At 63.8% G+C, this 20114-nt stretch carries 19 protein-coding genes and 1 tRNA gene; 13 read left to right on the top strand and 7 right to left on the bottom strand.

Annotated elements, in window-relative coordinates:
* Nucleotides 1-48: 48 nt before the first annotated feature.
* Both ACX3VQ_RS05345 and ACX3VQ_RS05340 read right to left on the bottom strand, forming a co-directional pair.
* Nucleotides 49-135 (bottom strand) — tRNA-Leu (locus ACX3VQ_RS05345).
* A gap of 107 nt (nucleotides 136-242) precedes the next feature.
* Nucleotides 243-1157 carry an MJ0042-type zinc finger domain-containing protein gene (locus ACX3VQ_RS05340; RefSeq protein WP_462579893.1) on the bottom strand — a complete coding sequence of 305 codons (915 nt, stop codon included), beginning with the start codon at nucleotides 1155-1157 and terminating at the stop codon, nucleotides 243-245.
* 158 nt (nucleotides 1158-1315) lie between these two features.
* On the opposite strand from ACX3VQ_RS05340, the gene ftsE reads away from it, so the two are divergent.
* From ftsE to ACX3VQ_RS05320, 4 genes are read left to right on the top strand one after another with little or no spacing between them, the layout of a single operon-like run.
* Complete coding sequence (gene ftsE / locus ACX3VQ_RS05335; RefSeq protein ID WP_462571146.1) at nucleotides 1316-2059, top strand: cell division ATP-binding protein FtsE; 744 nt, start codon at nucleotides 1316-1318, stop codon at nucleotides 2057-2059.
* Nucleotides 2056-3003, top strand: coding sequence for a cell division protein FtsX (locus tag ACX3VQ_RS05330; protein ID WP_462579892.1), 948 nt, complete (start codon nucleotides 2056-2058; stop codon nucleotides 3001-3003). Before ftsE ends, ACX3VQ_RS05330 begins: the two co-directional genes overlap by 4 nt.
* Nucleotides 3000-3530 carry a YdcF family protein gene (locus ACX3VQ_RS05325; RefSeq protein ID WP_462579891.1) on the top strand — a complete coding sequence of 177 codons (531 nt, stop codon included), beginning with the start codon at nucleotides 3000-3002 and terminating at the stop codon, nucleotides 3528-3530. The genes ACX3VQ_RS05330 and ACX3VQ_RS05325 overlap by 4 nt, the downstream gene beginning before the upstream one ends.
* A gap of 10 nt (nucleotides 3531-3540) precedes the next feature.
* A complete protein-coding gene (locus tag ACX3VQ_RS05320; RefSeq protein ID WP_462579890.1) occupies nucleotides 3541-4227 on the top strand; it encodes a lysophospholipid acyltransferase family protein in 687 nt (228 codons plus the stop codon).
* On the opposite strand, the gene ACX3VQ_RS05315 is transcribed toward ACX3VQ_RS05320, so the two are convergent.
* The gene (locus ACX3VQ_RS05315; protein WP_462579888.1) at nucleotides 4224-5126 is read right to left on the bottom strand and encodes a prephenate/arogenate dehydrogenase family protein; all 903 of its coding nucleotides are present in this window, start codon (nucleotides 5124-5126) and stop codon (nucleotides 4224-4226) included. The two genes, ACX3VQ_RS05320 and ACX3VQ_RS05315, sit on opposite strands and share 4 nt — an antisense overlap.
* A complete protein-coding gene (gene hisC / locus ACX3VQ_RS05310) occupies nucleotides 5123-6235 on the bottom strand; it encodes a histidinol-phosphate transaminase (protein ID WP_462579887.1) in 1113 nt (370 codons plus the stop codon). The genes ACX3VQ_RS05315 and hisC overlap by 4 nt, the downstream gene beginning before the upstream one ends.
* A gap of 83 nt (nucleotides 6236-6318) precedes the next feature.
* On the opposite strand from hisC, the gene metX reads away from it, so the two are divergent.
* From metX to ACX3VQ_RS05280, 6 genes are all read left to right on the top strand, one after another.
* Nucleotides 6319-7455, top strand: a complete 1137-nt coding sequence (metX, locus tag ACX3VQ_RS05305) for a homoserine O-acetyltransferase MetX (protein ID WP_462579885.1) — start codon at nucleotides 6319-6321, stop codon at nucleotides 7453-7455.
* Complete coding sequence (metW, locus tag ACX3VQ_RS05300) at nucleotides 7448-8047, top strand: class I SAM-dependent methyltransferase (RefSeq protein ID WP_462579884.1); 600 nt, start codon at nucleotides 7448-7450, stop codon at nucleotides 8045-8047. Before metX ends, metW begins: the two co-directional genes overlap by 8 nt.
* A gap of 83 nt (nucleotides 8048-8130) precedes the next feature.
* Nucleotides 8131-8502 carry a hypothetical protein gene (locus ACX3VQ_RS05295; protein WP_462579883.1) on the top strand — a complete coding sequence of 124 codons (372 nt, stop codon included), beginning with the start codon at nucleotides 8131-8133 and terminating at the stop codon, nucleotides 8500-8502.
* Nucleotides 8503-8568: 66 nt separating this feature from the next.
* The gene (locus ACX3VQ_RS05290) at nucleotides 8569-9240 is read left to right on the top strand and encodes a glutathione S-transferase family protein (RefSeq protein ID WP_462579882.1); all 672 of its coding nucleotides are present in this window, start codon (nucleotides 8569-8571) and stop codon (nucleotides 9238-9240) included.
* A gap of 9 nt (nucleotides 9241-9249) precedes the next feature.
* Nucleotides 9250-9651 carry a peptide-methionine (R)-S-oxide reductase MsrB gene (msrB, locus tag ACX3VQ_RS05285; protein ID WP_462579881.1) on the top strand — a complete coding sequence of 134 codons (402 nt, stop codon included), beginning with the start codon at nucleotides 9250-9252 and terminating at the stop codon, nucleotides 9649-9651.
* A gap of 104 nt (nucleotides 9652-9755) precedes the next feature.
* Nucleotides 9756-11957, top strand: coding sequence for a transglycosylase domain-containing protein (locus ACX3VQ_RS05280; protein ID WP_462579880.1), 2202 nt, complete (start codon nucleotides 9756-9758; stop codon nucleotides 11955-11957).
* Between the two features lie 89 nt (nucleotides 11958-12046).
* On the opposite strand, the gene ACX3VQ_RS05275 is transcribed toward ACX3VQ_RS05280, so the two are convergent.
* From ACX3VQ_RS05275 to hflK, 3 genes are all read right to left on the bottom strand, one after another.
* Nucleotides 12047-13555: a Do family serine endopeptidase gene (locus tag ACX3VQ_RS05275; protein WP_462579879.1), complete on the bottom strand. Its 1509-nt coding sequence runs from the start codon at nucleotides 13553-13555 to the stop codon at nucleotides 12047-12049.
* A gap of 200 nt (nucleotides 13556-13755) precedes the next feature.
* Nucleotides 13756-14601 carry a protease modulator HflC gene (hflC, locus tag ACX3VQ_RS05270; RefSeq protein WP_462571160.1) on the bottom strand — a complete coding sequence of 282 codons (846 nt, stop codon included), beginning with the start codon at nucleotides 14599-14601 and terminating at the stop codon, nucleotides 13756-13758.
* Nucleotides 14602-14603: 2 nt separating this feature from the next.
* A complete protein-coding gene (gene hflK / locus ACX3VQ_RS05265; RefSeq protein WP_462579878.1) occupies nucleotides 14604-15764 on the bottom strand; it encodes a protease modulator HflK in 1161 nt (386 codons plus the stop codon).
* A gap of 73 nt (nucleotides 15765-15837) precedes the next feature.
* On the opposite strand from hflK, the gene ACX3VQ_RS05260 reads away from it, so the two are divergent.
* From ACX3VQ_RS05260 to hemH, 3 genes are read left to right on the top strand one after another with little or no spacing between them, the layout of a single operon-like run.
* The gene (locus ACX3VQ_RS05260; protein ID WP_462579877.1) at nucleotides 15838-16803 is read left to right on the top strand and encodes an Mrp/NBP35 family ATP-binding protein; all 966 of its coding nucleotides are present in this window, start codon (nucleotides 15838-15840) and stop codon (nucleotides 16801-16803) included.
* A 2-nt stretch (nucleotides 16804-16805) separates the two neighbouring features.
* Nucleotides 16806-19079: a xanthine dehydrogenase family protein molybdopterin-binding subunit gene (locus ACX3VQ_RS05255; RefSeq protein ID WP_462580691.1), complete on the top strand. Its 2274-nt coding sequence runs from the start codon at nucleotides 16806-16808 to the stop codon at nucleotides 19077-19079.
* Nucleotides 19076-20110: a ferrochelatase gene (gene hemH / locus ACX3VQ_RS05250; protein ID WP_462579875.1), complete on the top strand. Its 1035-nt coding sequence runs from the start codon at nucleotides 19076-19078 to the stop codon at nucleotides 20108-20110. The genes ACX3VQ_RS05255 and hemH overlap by 4 nt, the downstream gene beginning before the upstream one ends.
* Nucleotides 20111-20114: the final 4 nt, after the last annotated feature.

Raw genomic sequence — 20114 nt, 5'->3', positions numbered from 1 at the left:
CGCCCTAACGCCAGAGGGGGGTGATCAGCTGTGCGACCCAGAGCTGTTTGGTGCGGTCGAGAAGACTCGAACTTCCACGGGCGTTAGCCCACAACGACCTCAACGTTGCGCGTCTACCAATTCCGCCACGACCGCACCCAGTCGTTCAAGGGAGCGAACGTCCCTTGCGAACAGGAGCGCGCCACTAGCAACAGCGGTGCGGCTCCGCAAGCAATTTACCGCAGGCTTTGCGGTCGTGCCGTTCAGGTGGGCTTCCAGCCGATCTCGACCACGCTGGCAGACCGCGGCACATCGACCATGGCTTCGCGTATTGTCACGGTTTCGCCGGGTGCAAGTTCGCTTTGCGGCGGGGCCAGTTCCCACGTGTAAACGATGCGGTCCTGCTCGTCGCGCAGCACGATCAGGATCGGTGGCACCGAAGCGCCCGTGCGGCCGGTGTTGGTAACAGACCCGTTGACTTCGAAATACTCTGTGCCGTTGGGCAGGGTCCGCAGATCCTGCTGTTCGGCGGGGAAATCGAGCTGCAATTGCGGCTGCTCCATCCCGAAAGTGGGCCGCTGGATCGGCACCCAGGCGGGCAGGCCGTAATAATTGACCGCCACCGCTGCGCCGCTTGCGGCAATAAAAAACAGCACCGCCGCCGCAGTCCACAGCTTGAGCGGGTTGCGGCGCGGGCGGAACGGCGGCTCGTGCTCGAACTGCGAATAATCGCCATCCGGCTCTTCGGTGTAGCCGGGCGCATCGTCTGCTTCGACATCGGGAGAGGTCGGCACTCCCGGCGCGGCCGCAGGCTCGCTCACAGCGGCTGGTTCCCGATCCGCTTCACCCTCATCGGCTTCGGCCTCGCCGCGGCGATCGCTCGAGCGCCAGAAGTTGATCGAGGGCCGCGCATCGGGATCGGCCGGCTCCGCTGTATCGGGCGCTACCTCTCTTTCTGTCGGCTCGGGTTGATCTGCCTGCTCGGGCGCCTCGTCACGGGGCGGAGACGCAACCTCTTCAGCGGGTGCCGGTTCGGCAGCGGTCGAGGGTTCAAGCACGGGGCCATCCTGGAACCAGCTGTGCTTGCATTTGGCGCAGCGGACCGTGCGTCCATCGATGCCGATGGCCGTGTCAGGCACAACATAACGTGTGCGACAGGCTGGACAGGCGATGATCATGGCAAACAAAGCCTTACGCGGCGTGGTATGGCGCTAGCAAGAGCGCGTTACGCGCGAGAGGGCGAAAGCCGCCTTTTTTCCACACCGAAGCCCCGCTATAGCCCCCCGGTGGCGATGATTGACCTTGCACTGCCCCGATCTTGGGATAGAGCCGCGCGATGACCCATGGGGCAGGCGAAATCGTGACCTTCGACAATGTCGGGCTGCGGTATGGCACCGAACCAGAGGTGCTGCGCGATCTTGCCTTCACGCTATTCGCCGGGCGGTTTTATTTCCTCACCGGTGCCAGCGGCGCGGGCAAGACCAGCCTGCTCAAGCTGCTCTACCTGGCCCAGCGCCCCTCGCGCGGGGCGATCCGCATGTTCGGCAATGACATGATTACCTTGCCGCGCGACCGGTTGCCCATGTTTCGCCGGAAGCTGGGAGTTGTGTTCCAGGACTTCCGCCTGATCGAGCATCTTTCGGCATTCGACAATGTCGCGCTGCCCTTGCGTTTGGCGGGTGTGCGCGAAAGCGAGCTGGTCCGGCCAGTCAGCGAAATGCTGGAATGGGTCGGCCTGGCGAAGCGGATGGACGGAGTTCCCGCCACCATGTCGGGTGGCGAGCAGCAGCGCGTTGCCATCGCGCGTGCGGTGATCGGGCGGCCCGACCTGCTGATCGCCGACGAGCCAACCGGCAATGTCGATCCCGACATGGCGTTGAAATTGCTGCAGTTGTTCGAACGGCTCAACCGCCTCGGGACCACGGTGATCGTGGCGACGCATGATATCCATTTGCTGCGCCAGGTACCGGATTCGCTGATCATGCGGCTGCAGAAAGGCAGTCTGCTAGACCCCACAGGCGCACTGCGGTTTCCCCCGCGGCTGGCGCCGCGGGCAAGTGAGCGGGGAAGCGAGGCATGAACGGCGAACCGGCTATCGGTCATTCGCTGGTGCGTGATCTGGTGCCGTTCCGCGGGCGGCGTGCGGCCAATCTGGTGCCGCGCAAGCTTGCCAGCGGTCCGATGCCCTGGGTGATCGCGATCATGATCGCGCTGACAGTGATGGCGGCTGCAGCAGGACTGGCGCTGGGCAATCTGGCAGACCGCGCACGGGCTGACCTGTCTGGCGCGCTGACAGTGCAGATTGTCGAGGCGAATGCCGAATTGCGCGCTACCCAGGCGCAGCGTGCCGCCGAACTGCTGCGGGCTGACAAGGCGGTCGCGGGACTGCGCGTGATCCCGCAGGATGAACTGGCCGAACTTCTGGCCCCATGGATCGGAGCCGGTGGTGGCAGCGGTGATGGTGGCTTCGATGCGGTGCCGATTCCGGCGCTGATCGATGTCCAGCTCAGCACTCTAGCGGATACGGCTGAAATTGCCCGGCTCAATGCGATGCTGGTGAGCGAGATTCCCGGCGCGCGGGTCGATGCGCAATCTGATTGGCTGCGACCGGTTTATGATGCGCTGGCAGCGCTGCAATATCTTGCGCTGGCACTGATCGCCTTGCTCGCCTTGACCAGTGCGGGGGCGGTGTGGCTTGCAGCGCGCAGCTCTTTCGCCAACCATCGCAAGACAGTGGAAATCGTCCACCTGCTTGGCGGCACTGATCGCCAGATTGCGCAGGTGTTCCAGCGCAGCGTGACGATCGATGCTATGGTAGGCGGTGTGATCGGCCTTGCCCTGGGCGCGCTTGCGGTCTGGCTGATTGGCGGCCAGTTTGCTGCAATCGATTCGGGCATGGTCGCAGGCGGAAACCTGCGGCGCCTTGACTGGCTTGTGCTAGCGGCAATTCCGCTGGCCGGGGTCTTGCTTGCCATGCTGACCGCGCGCATCACGGTGATGTCAGCCTTGAGGCGAATGTTATGATATTGAGACTCCTTTCCACGATCTTCCTGGCCTGGGCGTTTGGCTTCGTGTGGTTCTTTGCCACGCTGCCTGCGCCTGTCGGCAAGATTGAAACAGATGCCGTGATCGTGCCCACCGGCGCTGCCGGGCGGATTCAGCGCGGAATCGAAGTGCTCGACAAGGGGTGGGCTGAACGGATGCTGGTCAGCGGGGTCGATCTGGAAGTCAGGCCGGATGAATTCGCTGCGGAGTTCGGGGTTTCGCAGCGGCAGATGCGCTGCTGCATCGACCTGGGCTTCGCTGCCATCGACACGCGCGGCAATGCTGAAGAAATCGCCAAATGGGTGGTGGAACACCGGGTTGGTTCGATCCGGCTTGTGACCAGTGACTGGCATATGCGCCGCGTGGCGAGCGAACTTAACCGCACTTTGCCCAGCACCGTTACCGTGGTGCCCGATGCGGTGCGCAGCGAGCCGGGTTTCGGCGTGCTGCTGCTCGAATATCACAAGCTGGTGGTCACCTATCTGACCGGCCTGGTCAAAGCCTGAGTTGAACGCGATGTCGGTGCTGCGCAGCCTGCTCTATTACCCGCTGTTTTACGGGGGAAGCGCCGTGCTGGTTTTTGCGGCAGGTCTTGCCTCGTACCTAGGGAGCGAGACACTGCGCGCCGTAGTGCGCTGGTGGACCAACTGGCATCGCTGGTGCGTGACCTGTATTCTGGGCATCGAAATACGCGTCGAGGGAAAAATTCCGGCCGGGCCGGTGCTGATCGCAATGAAGCACGAAAGCTTCTTCGAGGCGATCGATGCGCCTACCCTGCTGCCCTATCCATCCGTCTTTGCCAAGCGCGAGCTGTTCAAGATCCCGGTCTGGGGGCGGTCTGCGCGGGTCTATGGGTTGACCCCGGTCTCACGCGACGAAGGTGCCCGGGCGCTGCGCCAGATGCTGAGCGCGGCGAAGCAAAGGCTGGCTGAAGGCCGCCCCTTGCTGATTTTCCCGGAGGGAACGCGCGTCCCGCATGGCAAGCCCGCTTCTCTGCAGGCTGGATTTGCCGGTATCTACAAGCTGCTGGGTGTTCCGGTGATCCCATGCGCGGTCAACAGCGGGCCGCTATACCACCGCTTGTGGAAGCGCGGCGGGGTGATCACCTATAAATTCGGCGATTTGATTCCCGCAGGGTTGTCGCGCGCCGAGGCCGAAGCCCGTGTACAGGCGGCGATCAATGCTCTGAACGACGGGGGCTAGTGCTCCCGGCCAAAGTCGGGCCGCTCATCATCCTGCCCTTCCTCGATGATCCCGCGGCGGATTGCGCGGGTGCGGCTGAACAATTCGTGCAGCGTTTCGCCATCGCCCGAACGGATCGCACGTTGCAGCGCGGTGAGATCCTCGGTGAAACGGCCCAGCATCTCCAGAACCGCAGACTTGTTGTGCAGGAACACGTCGCGCCACATCACCGGATCGGAAGCGGCGATGCGGGTGAAATCGCGGAAACCGCCGGCCGAATACTTGATCACCTCGCTGCGGGTCACGTCTTCCAGATCGCTCGCCGTGCCAACGATGGTATAGGCGATCAGGTGCGGGATGTGGCTGGTCACCGCCAGCACCAGATCGTGATGCTGCGGGTCCATGATCTCGATCCGCGCGCCCAGCGTGCGCCAGAATTCGGCCAGCGTGTCGACCGCGGCTTGCTCTGCGCCGGCAGGCGGAGTCAGGATGCACCAGCGGTTTTCGAACAATGTGGCGAATCCGGCTTCCGGCCCGCTTTGTTCGGTGCCCGCGACTGGGTGGGCCGGAATGACCGTGGCACCGGGAAGCGCGGCTGCAAGATCCTCAGCCACGCTCTGCTTTGAAGAACCGACATCGCTCACGATCGCATGCGGTGGCAGAACATCGGCAATTGCCATGGCAGCTTCGCGCATCGCGCCCACCGGCACGCACAGGATCACCAGATCGGCCCCACGCACGGCTTCTTCGGCGCTGTCATACACCCTGCCCACCAATCCGCGTTCGGCAGCCTTGGCGCGCGCGGCGGGGCTGGCATCATAGCCACTGGTGGCAATATGCGCTGCGCGCGCTTGAACTGCCAGCCCGATCGAACCGCCCAACAGGCCCAGCCCGATGATCGCGACCTTCTCGATACTCATGCGCCTTCGCCAACCAGTTCGCGCAGAGCGGCGGCGATCGCGTCCATCTGCTTGTGCGTGCCGATGGTGATGCGCAGCGCATGGGGCAGGCCCTGGCCCGGCAGGTGCCGCACGGCAAAGCCTGCTTCGCCAATCGCCTCGAGCGCCTGTGCCGCGCTCACTTCGCCTTCGAATAGCACCAGCAGGAAATTGGCCTTGCTGGGAATTGGCCGCAGTCCGTGATTGCCGAGCGCCTCGATCGCTGCGGTGAAATGGGCCAGTTCCTCGGCATTGTGCTCACGGCTGCGGGCAACGAAATCCTGATCGCCCAGCGCGGCCAAGGCCGCAGCCTGCCCGCTGGTGGTGACATTGAACGGCCCGCGGATGCGGTTCAGTACATCGATCATTTGCGGCGCTCCGGTGGCCCAGCCGATCCGCTCGCCCGCCAGCCCGTAGATCTTCGAGAAGGTGCGGGTGACGAGCACGTTTTCATGGCGCGCAGCCAGCTCCAGCCCGCCATCGTCCTCGCCTTCGCCGAGATATTCGGCATAGGCCTGATCGATTACCAGCAGCACATCGGCTGGCAGCCCGGCGTGGAGCCGCTCGACCTCAGCGCGCGGCAGGTAGGTTCCGGTGGGGTTGTTGGGGTTGGCGATAAAGACCACCCGCGTGCGATCCGTAACGGCAGTCAGCAGCGCATCGACATCCGTGGCATAGTCGCTGTCCGGTGCTTCCACCGGCGTCGCGCCGCAGCGCCTTGCAGCGATGTCATAGACAATGAAGCTGAAGCGGCTGAACAGCACTTCATCCCCTGGCCCGGCAAAGCCCTGAGCGGCGAGGTTGAGCAGTTCGTCCGAGCCGGTGCCGCACACGATCCGTGCCGGATCAATGCCATGCAGCGCGCCGATGGCGGCTCGCAGATCGCGCGCGTCGGGATCGGGATATTCGGCGCTGCCCGCAACCGCGCGCCGTGCCTCGGCGGCGGCGGTGCTGGTGCCGAGCGGGTTCTCGTTTGCCGATAGCTTGACCAGCTGGCGCCCATCCGCAGCCACTGCCTTTCCTGGCACATAGGCATGAATGCCCATGATCCAGGGTTTGCCTTCGGGACGGGAGCTTGCTTGTTCGGTCATGGCGCGGCGGCGCATAACCGCTTTCGCTGCCGAAAAACAGTGCAATTGACTTAAGCCGCGCCCTCGCCCAATCGGTGCGGCCCATGGCACCAACGCTGCCCTCGAAGCGCCTTACGCTCAGCAACGATCTGCCGCTTGACAGCGGGCAGGTGCTTCCGCGTGTCGAGATCGCCTATGAAACCTATGGCGAACTGGCGGCGGACAAGGGTAATGCGGTGCTGATATGCCATGCCCTGACGGGGGACCAGTATGTCGCCTCGAGCCACCCGATTACCGGCAAGCCGGGCTGGTGGGAACGGATGGTGGGGCCGGGCAAGGTCGTCGATACCAATCGCTTCCATGTCATCTGCGCCAATGTAATCGGCAGCTGCATGGGTTCGACCGGCCCGGCTAGCGAGGCGAGCGACGGCAAGCCTTATGGCATGCGTTTCCCTGTCATCACCATCCGCGACATGGTGCGCGGCCTTATCGGCCTGCTCGACGGGCTCGGCATCGAGCGGCTCCACACAGTGATCGGCGGATCGATGGGCGGGATGCAGGCATTGAGCCTCGCCGCCAACTGGCCCGATCGCGCGGCGCGCGTGCTGGCGATCGCCACCACCGCGCGGCATTCGGCGCAGAATATCGCCTTCCACGAAGTGGGGCGGCAGGCGATCATGGCCGATCCCAACTGGCGCGGGGGCGATTATTACGGCGGCTCCACGCCCGATGCCGGCCTCGCGGTGGCGCGCATGGCCGCGCATATCACCTATCTTTCGGAAGAGGGGCTGACCGAGAAGTTCGGGCGCCGCCTGCAGGACCGGCCCGACGGTACAAAGGGGACGAAGAGCTTCGGCTTCGATGCCGATTTCCAGGTCGAAAGCTATCTGCGCTATCAGGGCAGCGGCTTTACCCAGCGCTTCGATGCCAATTCCTACCTCTATATCACCCGCGCGATGGATTATTTCGACCTTGCCGAAGAACATGGCGGTAAGCTGGCCGATGCCTTTGCCGGGCACGGGCTCACATCGGTGAACGGCAAGGGCGCGCGTTTCTGCGTGATCAGCTTCGATAGCGACTGGCTTTATCCCACCGTGGAAAGCCGCCACATCGTGCACGCGCTCAATGCAGCGGGCGCGCCGGTGAGTTTCGTCGAGCTGTCGGCACCATTCGGGCATGACAGCTTCCTGCTCGATGTGCCCGCGCTCGACCGGGTGATGAAGGGGTTTATCGATGGCTGAGCGCTTGCGGCCAGACCTTGCCGTAATCGCGCAGAATATCGCGCCGGGTAGCCGCGTCCTCGACATCGGCTGCGGTGACGGCAAGCTGATGGCCGAGCTGGTCGAAAGCCACGGGATCGATGCGCGCGGGCTCGAAATCGATCCGCAGCTGGTCGAACGCTGCGTGGCGCGCGGGCTGTCGGTGGTGCAGGGCGATGCCGGCAGCGATCTTGCCAACTATCCTGACAAGGCGTTCGACTATGCGATCCTGTCGCAGACGTTGCAAACCGCCGCGCGGCCCGACCGCATGCTCGACGAATTGCTGCGGGTGGGGCGGCAGACCTTCGTCAGCTTTCCCAATTTCGCACATTGGCGCACCCGCAGCGCGCTAATGCTGGGTGGGCGCATGCCGGTGACCCGCGCTTTGCCGGTGAGCTGGTACGAGACGCAGAACATCCACCACGTGACAATCGCCGATTTCCGCGAACTGGTGGCGGAAAAGGGCGTGACGGTGGAAAACAGCTGGTTCTTCTCCGGTGGGCATGAAATCGGCAATTTTGCGGCCAATCTCCGCGCCGAATTCGCGCTGTTCCAGTTAAGTCGCCAAGGCTAGCGCTGGCACTGGCGCAACATTCTCGCGCTGCGGCGCCACATATTGTAGCGCGCGGTTCAGTTTCGCTGGTATAGTCAAACCCGATGAACATGATCCTGATCGCAGCCGCATTTGGCCTTGCCCCGATAGCCATTCAGGCTTCCCCTCCGGCACCTGTTCCGGCGCCCGAATTGTCGCAGGAAAACGCCGCGCTGCTGCGCTGTTCCGCTGCCTTTGCTCTGGTGTCCTTCGGGCAGGCGAGCGGCCAGGAGGCTTCGCTCAAATGGCCCTCGATCGATCCCCGCGGGCGCGAATTCTTCGTCCGCGCGCTGGCCCGGGTGATGGACGATACCGGCCTGGATCGCGAAGCAGTGGCCCAGCTGGCAAAGGCAGAGGCCCAGCGCCTGCTCGATCAGCAGCAAGTCGATGCCGTCATGCCGGCGTGCCTGTTGATGCTGGATGGATCGGGGATCTGATAACCGCCATTCCAGCGCTTGAGCCGGTGGATTTGCTGCGCGAATTGAGGCAAGGGCGTGGATAGCATGTGGCGCCTCTACCAATTTCCCCTCTGTCCATTCAGCCGCAAGATCCGCTTGCTGCTGAGCGAGAAGAACGTTGCCTACGAATTGGTGCGTGAAGATCCGTGGACGGCCAGTGATTATTTCTGGAATCTCAACCCTGCGGGGCGCACGCCGGTACTGGTGCATCAGGAGCGCGACACGGTGCTGTGCGACAGCCGCGCGATCGCCGAGTATTTCGAGGAAACGGTGGACAAGGCACCGATGATCAACGGCACCGCCACCAATCGCGCGGAGATCCGCCGGCTGGTCGCGCTGTTTGACGAGAATTTCTATAATGACGTCACCGCACCGATGCTCAACGAACGGATGAAGAAGCGGTTGGTGCTGAACCAGCCGCCTGATTCGCGCATGTTGCGCGAGGCGATGAAGTTGGCGCACGGCCACCTGGACTATATGGATTGGTTGATCGATAACCGTCCGTGGCTGGCTGGTTCGAGCATGAGCCTGGCCGATTTGGCCGCTGCGGCGCAGATTTCCGTGGCGGATTACCTGGGCGGGATTGACTGGGCCGGGCATGAGCAGACGCGCGGCTGGTATTCGGTTTTCAAGAGCCGCCCCAGCTTCCGCCCGCTGCTGAGCGAGCGCATGGGCGTGATTCAACCGCCCGCGCATTATGCCAAGCTGGATATGTGAGGACCGGAAATGAGCGAGAAAATCGAGCTGTCTGAGGAAGAGTGGCGCGAGCGGCTCACGCCCGAACAATATCACGTGCTGCGCGAGGCAGGCACCGAGCGGGCCTTCACCGGCCAGTATGACAAGCATTTTGATGAGGGCGAATATATGTGCGCGGGTTGCGGCACGAAACTGTTCGCCAGCGATGCCAAATACAATTCGGGCTGCGGTTGGCCGGCATTCACCCGCCCTGCGGAAAGTGACATGGTGGAGGAGCGGCGCGATATTTCCTTTGGCATGGTCCGCACCGAAGTGCTGTGCGCCAAATGCGGTGGGCATCTGGGCCATGTCTTCCCCGATGGACCTTCCGAAGCGGGCGGAATGCGTTATTGCATCAACTCCGCCGCGCTCGACTTCGACCCCGACAGCTGACCTTGCCGGAGGATATCGCCCCGCGCCCCGTTCACGCGGGGTTACAACTCGCCTATGCAAGCCGCACGGTGGTCAGTTGCAGCAGGGCTTTCACGTAGTTTCCGATGTCGAAGCGCGGTAATCGCATGGTCAACCAGAACAAGCGCGGCTCTCGCCGTGCGGCCGCTGCGCGTGAGCAGGGTGCGATGCCGCCAAGCCGCAAGTCCAAGGGGCACAGGGGTGGTGGCTCGCGTGGGCGACGATTGATCAAGCGCGTCATGATGGGCGGCCTGGCGCTGGTGTTGCTGGGGCTCCTTGCCCTTGGCATTGCAGTGGGATTTGCTGCGCAATCGCTGCCCAGCTATTACCAGCTCCAGGCGACCCAGACCGGCCAGACCATCGTGGTGCGCGCGCGCGATGGCACCGAAATCGTCGAGCTTGGCCCCAGCTTCGGCGAATGGCTCGACTATGCCGAAATCCCGCAGGAGATGAAGGACGCGATGGTGGCGGTAGAGGATCGCCGCTATTTCTCGCATTTCGGGATTGACCCGATCCGCCTGACCGGCGCCGTGGTGGAATCCTTCACTGGCGACAAGCGGATTGGCGGCACTTCCACCATCTCGCAGCAGCTCGCGCGCAACCTGTTCCTCAACAGCAACCGCTCGCTGGATCGCAAATTGCGTGAAGCGGTGCTGGCGCTGGCGCTGGAATGGAAATTCTCCAAGGAGCAGATCCTCGAGCTCTATCTCAACAAGGTCTATTTCGGCGGCGGCGCCTATGGCATTGACAGCGCCAGCCGCAACTTCTTCAGCCATCCCGCGACCGAGCTTTCGATCGCCGAGGCCGCGATTATCGCCGGGCTGGTCAAGGCGCCTTCGCGTTATTCCCCCACTGCCGATGTCGATGCCGCGGTGGGCCGTGCGCGCGTGGTGCTGCAGTTGATGCGCGAACAGGGCTATATCACCCCGCAGCAGGCCTCGGTCGATGTCGATGCCGTACGGCTCAAGCCCCGCGGCGCAGAGAACTCGGTGCGCTATTTCACCGATTACGTGCTGCCGCAGCTCGACCTGCTGTTGCCCGAAACATTCGAGCCGATCGAGGTCTGGACCACGCTTGACGTAAAGCTGCAGGAAGCCGCCACCGCAGCCGTGACCGCCAACACGCCCACCGGCGCGCAGGGGGCGCTTGTCAGCCTCGATCGGGACGGCGCGATCCTGGCGATGGTGGGCGGCACCGATTACGTTGCAACCAATTACAACCGTGCCACCAATGCACAGCGCCAGCCTGGCTCGGCCTGGAAGCTGTTTGTCTACCTCGCTGCGCTTGAAGCGGGCTATACGCCGGATGACCGGGTGGTTGACACACCCACTGAAATCGACGGGTGGAGCCCGCGCAATTCGAATGGCAAGTTCGTGGGCGAAATCGATGTGCGCACCGCCTTCGCCTATTCGATCAACACTGTGGCGGCGCAGCTTGGCCAGGATGTCGGCTTTGGCACGGTTGCATCGATGGCGCGGCGTTTTGGCATTTCCTCACCGATTTCGACCTTTCCCTCGATGGTGCTGGGCACCAGCGAGGTGCGGCTGATCGATATGGCGCGCGCTTTTGCGGCCGTGTCGGCCAAAGGGACGTCGGTTGAGCCGTATGGAATTACGCGCGTTGTCACGGCAAGCGGCGACGAGATTTACCGCTATAACCGCCCCCGCACGAGCCAGCTGGTTCCGGGCTATGTCGCCGCGGGGATCACCGACTTGCTGCAAACTGCGGTTGCCACCGGCACTGGCCAGGCGGCGCAGATCGGCCGGCCGGTGGCAGGCAAGACAGGGACCACCAGTTCGAACAAGGACGGCTGGTTCGTGGGCTTTTCTTCGGGTGTCACCACTGGCGTATGGATGGGCCGCGACGATGCGCGCGCAGTGGGCGGGCTGGCCGGTGGGCGGGCCCCCGCTCGTGCTTTTTCGGATTATATGCGGGTTGCAGTCAAGGATCGCCCGATCGAACAATTCGACACGGAAGTGCAATTGCCGGGCTGGATGCTGGAGCCTGACGATGAATATCTGTTCGGTGATCCCGGCGAATATTATTACATCGACGAACAAGGCAACCTGATTGAGCCCAATCGCGGCGAAGGCGGCGGGCCATTTGGCGTGGATGGAGAGCAGGTGCCGGGCCGGCCGCAAAACCCCGCACCCGCTGGAGAAGCGGGCCAGGCAGCGAGCGATGCATTCCTTGAGCAGGCGACCGGGCAGGAATTGCCGCCCGGGCCGCCGATGCCGCGTACTATCCAGCCCGCCCAGACAGCACGCCAGCGCGCCGAACAACGCTAACGCCAGCGCCATTTCCTTCGCCGCAATAGCAAAGGGGCACTGCAGCCCCGGCCGCAGCACCCCTTCGCAATAGTCAGGCCAGGCCTGGTCTAGCGCATCCGCACCGGGACATAACTTGGCGATCCGCCCCGGCGCTGCACGCGCAGCAGCACGGCTTCGCGGCCTGCCTTCTGCGCCTCGTTCACGATGGCTTCAAGGTCTGCGGGCGAGGCGACCGGGCGATAGTTCGCAGACAGGATGATGTCCCCGCGCCTCAGCCCTTTGGCTGCGGCGTCGGCATTGCCATCGACCGCGCCGATCACCAGGCCGACTGTGTCCTGGCTAGCGCCCAGCTGGCCCGCGATCTGCGGCGTCAACGTCAGCACTTGCAGGCCCAGCTTTTTTTCAATTGCACCGTTGGAATCGGGCACATTTTCCGGCTCGGCTTCGGGGTCGAAAGTCTGCTGGCGCCGCAATTCGTCTTCGGTCGGGCGCTTGCTTACCGTTGCGGAAACGCGAAGTTCCTCACCGTCGCGGATCAGGTCGATCGGGATGCGGGTGCCCGGCGCGATATTGGCGACCAGGAAGGACAGCGTCTGATCTTTCGTCACCGGCTTGCCGTTGACGGCCGTCACCACGTCGCCCGGCTTGATGCCGGCGCGGTCGGCCGCGCCATCGGCCACCACGGTCTGGACGAACTCGCCGCGATTGCGCGGCAGGCCGAGGGAATCGGCCAGATCATCGCTTACCGGCATAATGCTCACGCCCAGGAAGCCGCGTTCGATTTCCGCGCCGGACCGCAGTTGCTCAACGATTGGTGCGGCAGTGTCGGCCGGAATGGCAAAACCGATACCCACGCTGCCGCCTGTGGGCGAGATGATGGCGTTGTTGATGCCGATCACATTGCCCTGCATATCGAACAGCGGGCCGCCCGAATTGCCGCGGTTGATGCTGGCATCGGTCTGGATATAGCGGTCATAGGCACCGCCACCGGCATTGCGCAGAACCGCGGACACGATTCCGCTCGTGACTGTGCCGCCCAGGCCGAACGGATTGCCGATCGCGATCACCCAGTCGCCTGCGCGCACATTGCCCGAACTGCCGAATTTGACGAACGGAAAGTCACGGTCTGACTGGATCTTGAGCACTGCCAGGTCAGACGCGGCATCGGCGCCAACCAGCTCTGCCCGATACTCTGTGCCGTTGGGCATGGTCACGGTGATCTCTTCCAGCGTGGCGCGATTGTCAGGCGCGATCACGTGATTATTGGTCACAACGTAGCCGTCAGATGAAACGATGAAGCCTGAGCCGAGCGATTGCGCCTCACGGGTTTGCGGCTGCGCCTGGCCTCTGCTGCCGAACAGGTCGGCGAAGGGCGTTCCCGCGAACGGATTGGTGTTGACCTCGATTCGCTGGCGGGTCGAGATATTGACCACTGCGGGCTGCAATTGCTCGGTCAGATCGGCAAAGCTTGCCGGCGCACCATTGCGCGGCACGATCTGTTCGATCCTGGTCTGGTCATTCTGCGCCACCTGGGCACCGGCAGGGTAACCAGTGGCCAGCGACAGGGTTGCGCCACCCACCAGCAGCGCGGTTGTCAGTCCGTATACGTAACGCACAGGCTTTTCGTCCTCTTGTTGCTTCTCGGTTGGCGCGCTGCTTCGGATCGTTTCCGAAGCAGCGCCGTTCTCAATCCCCGGTTGCGGTCTGTTTATGGCTACAACGGCACTTAACCGCATTTGAACGGTGCCTGTCACCGGCAGACCGCATTGGGCGGTTCGTCGGCTCGCTATGCCATCAGTGCGATGGCGCGGCCCGATCAGCGGCGACCGCCGAACTGGCGGAAGTATTCGTTGTCACCCGACAGGATCATCGAGCTTTCGCCAGCGCCCTGTTCGAATGTCCGGCGATAGCTTTCCATCGCGCGGTAGAAGTCGTAAAATTCCGGATCCTTGCCATAGGCATCGGCGTAGATCCGCGCAGCTTCGGCTTGCGCCTCGGCCTGGATGATCTGTGCGTCGCGCTGGCCCGCAGCGCGGATCGCGGCCGCTTCTTCCTGGCGGTCTGTCTCCATGCGGATGAAGGCAGCATCAAGCGGGCGCCCTTCGGGCAAGTCCGCGCGCTTGATCCGCACGTCGAGCACCTGCGCGCCATATTGCCGCGCCTGCCGGTCAAAAACAGTGGTGATGTTCTGCATCGCCGTGCCGCGTTCGGCGTTGATCAGCGAAGCGAAGGGCCGCCGCCCCAGTTCCTGCCGCAAGACCGAAGTGAGGATCGGCACGAGCGCGGATTCCAACTGCTCCTCTGTCCCGGCGCGTTCCACCATTCGCACCGGATCAATGATCCGGTAGCGGGCATAGGCATCAACTTGCAGGCGCTGCTGGTCGTTCGAGAGGACCTGCTGACGCTCCATGTCGAGGTCCAGCACACGCCGGTCGACCATTTGCACCTGTTCGATCAGGGGCACGCGCCAGGCAACGCCCGCGCCAGTCTGGCCAAACGGCACATCGGGCTTGAACCTGTTGATCGTGCGCACGGGTTCACCAGTGCGGATCACCACTGCTTGTTGCGTTTCAGGCACGATCACCATGCTGCTGAAGGTGAGGGCGAGCAGAATGCCGACGGCAATGATCGCGCCCTTATAGGCTTGCCAGATCGATTCCATGATCATTGGCCTCCTTGCGGCTGCGCTTGGGGTGGTTGCTGTGCCCGGCGTTTCACTTCAGGCAGCGGCAGATAGGGTGTGACCCCGTCAGCTTCGATGATGGTCTTGTCGGTCTTGGACAACACGCTTTCCATGGTTTCGTAATAGAGCCGGCGCCGCGTCACTTCTGGTGCCAGCCGGTATTCGGCGTAGATGTTATTGAATTCAGCCGCGTCGCCTTGCGCCCGGGCAAGCAATTGCTGCGCGATTGCGCGGGCACGGTTCATCGCCGCATCGGCATCCTGCTGCGCCGAGGAGACGTCCTTGAATGCCTCTTCAACCCGGCTGGGCGGATCGGTCTTGTTGATTTCGATACCCTGCACCTTGATGCCCGACCGATAGGCATCGAGCCGTGCCTGCATCCGCTCGCGCACTTCCTGTTCGATCTCGGCGCGCCCGGCACCTGTCAACACCGTGTCGAGATCATGCTTGGCAACCGCCGCGCGCATAGCGGATTCGCCCACTTCCAGCAGCGTTTCGCGCGGGTCCAGGAGCTGAAAATTGTACAGAGACAGATCGGAAATGTTCCAGCGGATCAGATAACTCAGATCAACGAGGTTCTGGTCAGAGGTGAGGATCAGCTTCTCCTGATCGCCATCGGGAATCTTTTCAGAGCGGATCTGGCTGACATTCTCCACTTCCACCTGCTGGATCGGCCATGGCATGGTGATATTCGTGCCGGGATTGAGCGTGTCGGAAAATTTCCCGCCCAGCCAGGTAACGATGCCCTGCTCGCGCGGCTGGACGAAGTGCACGCCAGTGGTGAACAGCCACAGTGCGGCAAGCCCGCCCAGTATCAACGGTAGCCAGCTCTTGCCTCCCGGCCGCTCGGGAAAGCGGAAGTTGGGTCCGCCCGGCCCACCACCGCGCCGCCGGGGGCCTTCGGGGCCGCGCTGTCTGAAGATATCCTCGATATTGGCAGAGCGGCGCCCACGATCCTGTTTCTCGTTGTCGCCACCGGGAAGCCATGGGTTGCGCGGCCCTTCGCCAGCTCCCTTGTCATCGCCGCCGGAGCCGTCTCCCTCTTCGCCGGAAGGCCTTTGACCGTCGCCCCCGCCCCACGGGTTTTTCTTGCCGGCCATGGCAAGGCCGATCGATCTTTTGAAATTGTCGAACATATCCATGGAACTCTTATAGGGGTGGTTTCTGCGAAAAACAGGGGTTGCGTGTGCGAAATTGGTGCTAGGTGCGGCATCTATGAATTCGCAGGATCTGGCAAACCACATTCCCGAAGCTATCGCGCCGCGCATCAAGTCGGCCAAACTGGTGGGTGACCGCGCCGTGGTGGTGGTCGATGCGACCGGAATGACCGCCGCCGAACGCGACGCGATCGAGCAGGAGGTCACCGCCAGTCTGGGCGCGCTCGGCGGTGTGGGAGAAGTGCGCGTGGCCATGATGGCGGACCGCGTGCGCCGCCGGATCATTGCGGTGGGTTCGGGCAAGGGCGGCGTAGGCAAGTCCACGCTAACCGCCAATCTGGCGGTCGCGCTGCAGCGGCTGGGCATGAAGGTCGGCGTGGTTGATGCCGATATCTATGGCCCCTCGCAGCCCAAGCTACTCGGGCTTGAGGGCAGGAAACCCGAAGCGCGTGATGACAAGCTCGTGCCCGTCACTGGCAAACACGGCGTGCCGGTGCTGTCGATGGGATTTCTGGTCAAGCCGGCGCAGGCGCTTGCCTGGCGCGGGCCGATGGCGGGCAATGCGCTGTCGCAATTGATAGATGCCGACTGGGGCGACACGGAATTGCTGCTGATCGACCTGCCGCCGGGCACCGGCGATGTGCAGCTTTCGATGTTGCAGAAGCACAAGCCAGACGGGGCGATCCTGGTTTCGACCCCGCAAGACCTTGCGCTGATCGATGCGGCGCGGGCCGGCCAGCTGTTCGAGCAGGGCCAGGTGCCGGTGATCGGGCTGGTTGAAAACATGGCCGGATACCAATGCCCGCATTGCGGCGAAGTTTCCGATCCCTTCGGCAAGGGCGGGTTCGAAGCCATGGCAGCGAAGGTCGACTTGCCCTTCCTCGGGCGGATCGCGCTTGCCCTGCCGATTCGCGAGGCGGGCGATAGCGGCAATCCCCCCGCCGCGCAGGACACACCGGAAGGTGAGGCTTTTGCGGGGATTGCGCGGCAGGTCGCTGAATGGCTGGCACAGGAACAGGGCTGATCATGCCGGTTACTCGCCGCGGATTGCTGACCGGGGCCGCGATTGGCGGCGGCCTGCTGGTGGCATGGACGCTCTATCCGCGCAGCTTCCCCAATCCGCTTGAGCCGCGCGAAAACGAGCAGGTGTTCGACGCCTGGTTCAAGATCGCAGCCGACGGGGTGATCACCGTGGCGGTGCCGCAGCTCGAGATGGGGCAGGGCATCACCACGCTTTTGCCGCAGATTGTGGCGGCAGAGCTGGGCGCGGACTGGCGCCAGATCGCGGTTGAACCGGCACCGGTCAGCGGAAGATATGCCAATGTCCCGCTTGCCGCGCGCTGGGCGCCCTTGTGGATGCCCTTTGCGCCTGGCCTTGCCGATGAACCTGACGCTTTCCTGGCGCGGCGTTTTGCCGAAAACAACCGCTTCAACGCCACAGGCGACGGAACTTCGCTGGATGCATTCGAGCAGCCATGCCGCGAAGCTGCCGCGGCTGCGCGCGCCATGCTGGCGCAGGCGGCGGCCGAGCGTTGGGGCGTGGCTTGGGAACAATGCGAGGCAGAGGGCGGCTTTATCCGGCACGGCGAAAATCGCCTGAGCTTTGGCGAACTGGCGGCAGAAGCAGTGGAATTCGATCCGCCCGATCCGCCCCCGCTGCGCCCGCAGCCCAATGGCGAGGATAGCCTGCCTGGCAATGCCGATGCGCAAACGGCCTATCCAAGGCTGGACCTGCCATCAAAGGTTGACGGCACGTTCCAGTTCGCGAGCGACGTGCGGCTGCCCGGCATGGTCTATGCCGCGATCCGTCACGGGCCGGTCGACAAGGCGGAGCTGGTCGAGTTCAACCCCTTCAACGCGCGCAATATCCGCGGGATTGTGGGCGCGGTTGAGGGAAAGCGCTGGCTGGCGGTGGCGGCGACCAGTTGGTGGGCTGCCGAACAGGCGCTCGACACCATGCGCGCGCGTTTCCGGGTCGATCATGTGGTTGACAGCGATGAAATCGAGCAACGGATCGATGATGCGCTGGCCACCGGCAAGGCGAAACGGATCGCCAGCCTCGGCGATGTCGATGCCCTGGTGAAAGAGCCGGATCTGGCGCTGCGCTATGATATCGAGGCTGGCGTGCACGCCGCGCTCGAAACCTCAAGCGCCACCGCGCGCTACAATGATGGAAAGCTCGAGCTGTGGATTGCCTCGCAGGCGCCGGAACAGGCGCGCATCGCGGCGGCCCGTGCGCTAGGCATCGGGGTTGAGGATGTCGTGCTGTACCCGATGGCGGCAGGCGGCAGCTTCGATCGCCGCTATGAGCATGACCACGCGATCGAAGCGGCTCTGATCGCGCGCGAGATTGGCCGCCCGGTGCAGTTGATCTGGTCGCGCTGGCAGGAAATGCTGGCCGCCCGCCCCCGATCGCCCGCAGCGCTGGTACTGCGCGCCAGGCTGAGCCGGGATGGCGAGGCGCGGATCGAGGCGCTGCGCACGCGCATCGCCATGCCGCCGGCCAATCTCGAATTCGGCCAGCGCCTGTTCGAGAACAAGACGAGCTGGGCGGCGATCCGCGACTCCGAAGGCGCAGCTGACGCGCTGGCGATGGAGGGTGCGATGCCGCCCTATGCCATCCCTCATCTCGCGGTTGACCATATCCCGGTGGAGATCGGATTGCCGGTTTCGCGGATGCGCGGCAATGCTCATGGCTATACCGCCTTTGCGATGGAATGCTTCATTGACGAGATCGCCAGCCGCAACGGGCGCGAACCGCTATCTTTCCGCATGGCGATGCTGGGGGATGACACGCGGCTCGCCGCCTGTCTCCAGCGCGCCGCGCGGCTGGCCGAATGGGGCGGCGGGGGTGATCAGAGCGGGCAGGGGATCGCCTGCCACCGCATCGGTGATGTCGAAAGCGGCGGACGCATCGCCTGCGTTGCGACTGCGCGCCAGGGCGAAGGGGGCGTGCGCGTGAGCCGCCTCGTGGCGGCGGTCGACATCGGCCGGATCGTCAATATCGATATCGCACGCCAGCAGATCGAAGGGGGGCTGGTGTTCGGCCTGGCCAGTGCGATGGGGGCCAGTACGCGCTATTCCGGCGGCCTGCCGCAAGCGCAGCAGCTTGCCGCGCTGGCCCTGCCCCTGCTGGCCGATTGCCCGGATATCGAGGTGGATTTCATCGCCAGCGAGGCGCCAGCATTCGATCCGGGCGAACTTGGCGCAGTGATCGCTGCTCCGGCGATTGCCAATGCCTTTTACTCGGCCACCGGCTTGCGCTTGCGCCGCCTGCCCCTACTTTCAGGCGGTCTATGACCTGGCTGCCTCAAGAACTTCCGTCAGATCACAAGCCCGTTAAGAGCGGCAGGATCGGCGTGCTGGTGGTCAATCTGGGCACGCCCGATGCGCCTGACGCGCCTTCGGTGAAGCGCTACCTGAAGGAATTCCTGTCTGACCCGCGGGTGATCGAGATTCCGCAGATCATCTGGCAGGTGATCCTGCGCGGGATCATCCTCAACACGCGCCCGAAGAAGAGTGCCCAGGCCTATGCGAAGGTGTGGACCGATCGCGGTTCACCGCTGTCAGCGATCACGCAGGACCAGGCGGCGGGGCTTCAGCAGCGGCTCGGCGATGCGGTGATCGTGCGCCACGCCATGCGTTATGGGCAGCCCTCTATTCCCGCCCAGATCGAGGCGCTGCATGCTTCGGGTTGCGAGCGCATCCTGCTGGCCCCGCTCTATCCGCAATATTGTGCCGCGACGACGGCGACCGTGGTCGACAAGGCGGCAGAAACGCTGGGCAAGATGCGCTGGCAACCGGCCTTGCGCACCTTGCCCGCCTATCATGACGATGCGGCCTATATCGATGCCCTGGAAGCTGACATCACGCGCCAGCTTATGGCGCTCGAATTCGAGCCTGAAGTGCTGCTGCTGAGCTTTCACGGGATGCCGCAACGCACGCTTGAACTGGGCGATCCCTATCACTGCCAGTGCCGCAAGACTGCACGGCTCTTGAGTGAACGGCTGGCGGCCCGCGCTGAATATGTCGATCTACGGATCGAGACAACGTTCCAGTCGCGTTTCGGGCGCGCCAAATGGCTCGAGCCCGCCACCGACGCCACGCTCGAGGCCGAGGCCGGCAAGGGCACGCGGCGGCTGGCGGTGGCCGCGCCGGGCTTTTCCGCCGATTGCGTCGAGACGCTGGAAGAGCTTGCCATCGCCGGTCGCGAACAGTTCGAAGCTGCGGGGGGCGAACATTATGCGGTGCTATCGTGCCTCAATGCTTCCACCGCCGGCATGGACATGCTCGAGACGATCACCCGGCGCGAGCTGGCTGGCTGGATCTGACGAT

Source organism: Altererythrobacter chaiwopuensis, assembly GCF_054957735.1.
The sequence above is the reverse complement of the archived record's forward strand: the minus strand, read 5'-3'. Positions and strand labels throughout refer to the sequence as shown.

What these genes read in the sequence shown, in the direction of transcription:
- ACX3VQ_RS05340 (WP_462579893.1), bottom strand. Translation starts at nt 1,157, where the DNA reads ATGATCATCGCCTGTCCAGCCTGTCGCACACGTTATGTTGTGCCTGAC.
- ftsE (WP_462571146.1), top strand. Translation starts at nt 1,316, where the DNA reads ATGACCCATGGGGCAGGCGAAATCGTGACCTTCGACAATGTCGGGCTG.
- ACX3VQ_RS05330 (WP_462579892.1), top strand. Translation starts at nt 2,056, where the DNA reads ATGAACGGCGAACCGGCTATCGGTCATTCGCTGGTGCGTGATCTGGTG.
- ACX3VQ_RS05325 (WP_462579891.1), top strand. Translation starts at nt 3,000, where the DNA reads ATGATATTGAGACTCCTTTCCACGATCTTCCTGGCCTGGGCGTTTGGC.
- ACX3VQ_RS05320 (WP_462579890.1), top strand. Translation starts at nt 3,541, where the DNA reads ATGTCGGTGCTGCGCAGCCTGCTCTATTACCCGCTGTTTTACGGGGGA.
- ACX3VQ_RS05315 (WP_462579888.1), bottom strand. Translation starts at nt 5,126, where the DNA reads ATGAGTATCGAGAAGGTCGCGATCATCGGGCTGGGCCTGTTGGGCGGT.
- hisC (WP_462579887.1), bottom strand. Translation starts at nt 6,235, where the DNA reads ATGACCGAACAAGCAAGCTCCCGTCCCGAAGGCAAACCCTGGATCATG.
- metX (WP_462579885.1), top strand. Translation starts at nt 6,319, where the DNA reads ATGGCACCAACGCTGCCCTCGAAGCGCCTTACGCTCAGCAACGATCTG.
- metW (WP_462579884.1), top strand. Translation starts at nt 7,448, where the DNA reads ATGGCTGAGCGCTTGCGGCCAGACCTTGCCGTAATCGCGCAGAATATC.
- ACX3VQ_RS05295 (WP_462579883.1), top strand. Translation starts at nt 8,131, where the DNA reads ATGAACATGATCCTGATCGCAGCCGCATTTGGCCTTGCCCCGATAGCC.
- ACX3VQ_RS05290 (WP_462579882.1), top strand. Translation starts at nt 8,569, where the DNA reads ATGTGGCGCCTCTACCAATTTCCCCTCTGTCCATTCAGCCGCAAGATC.
- msrB (WP_462579881.1), top strand. Translation starts at nt 9,250, where the DNA reads ATGAGCGAGAAAATCGAGCTGTCTGAGGAAGAGTGGCGCGAGCGGCTC.
- ACX3VQ_RS05280 (WP_462579880.1), top strand. Translation starts at nt 9,756, where the DNA reads ATGTCGAAGCGCGGTAATCGCATGGTCAACCAGAACAAGCGCGGCTCT.
- hflC (WP_462571160.1), bottom strand. Translation starts at nt 14,601, where the DNA reads ATGGAATCGATCTGGCAAGCCTATAAGGGCGCGATCATTGCCGTCGGC.
- hflK (WP_462579878.1), bottom strand. Translation starts at nt 15,764, where the DNA reads ATGGATATGTTCGACAATTTCAAAAGATCGATCGGCCTTGCCATGGCC.
- ACX3VQ_RS05260 (WP_462579877.1), top strand. Translation starts at nt 15,838, where the DNA reads ATGAATTCGCAGGATCTGGCAAACCACATTCCCGAAGCTATCGCGCCG.
- ACX3VQ_RS05255 (WP_462580691.1), top strand. Translation starts at nt 16,806, where the DNA reads ATGCCGGTTACTCGCCGCGGATTGCTGACCGGGGCCGCGATTGGCGGC.
- hemH (WP_462579875.1), top strand. Translation starts at nt 19,076, where the DNA reads ATGACCTGGCTGCCTCAAGAACTTCCGTCAGATCACAAGCCCGTTAAG.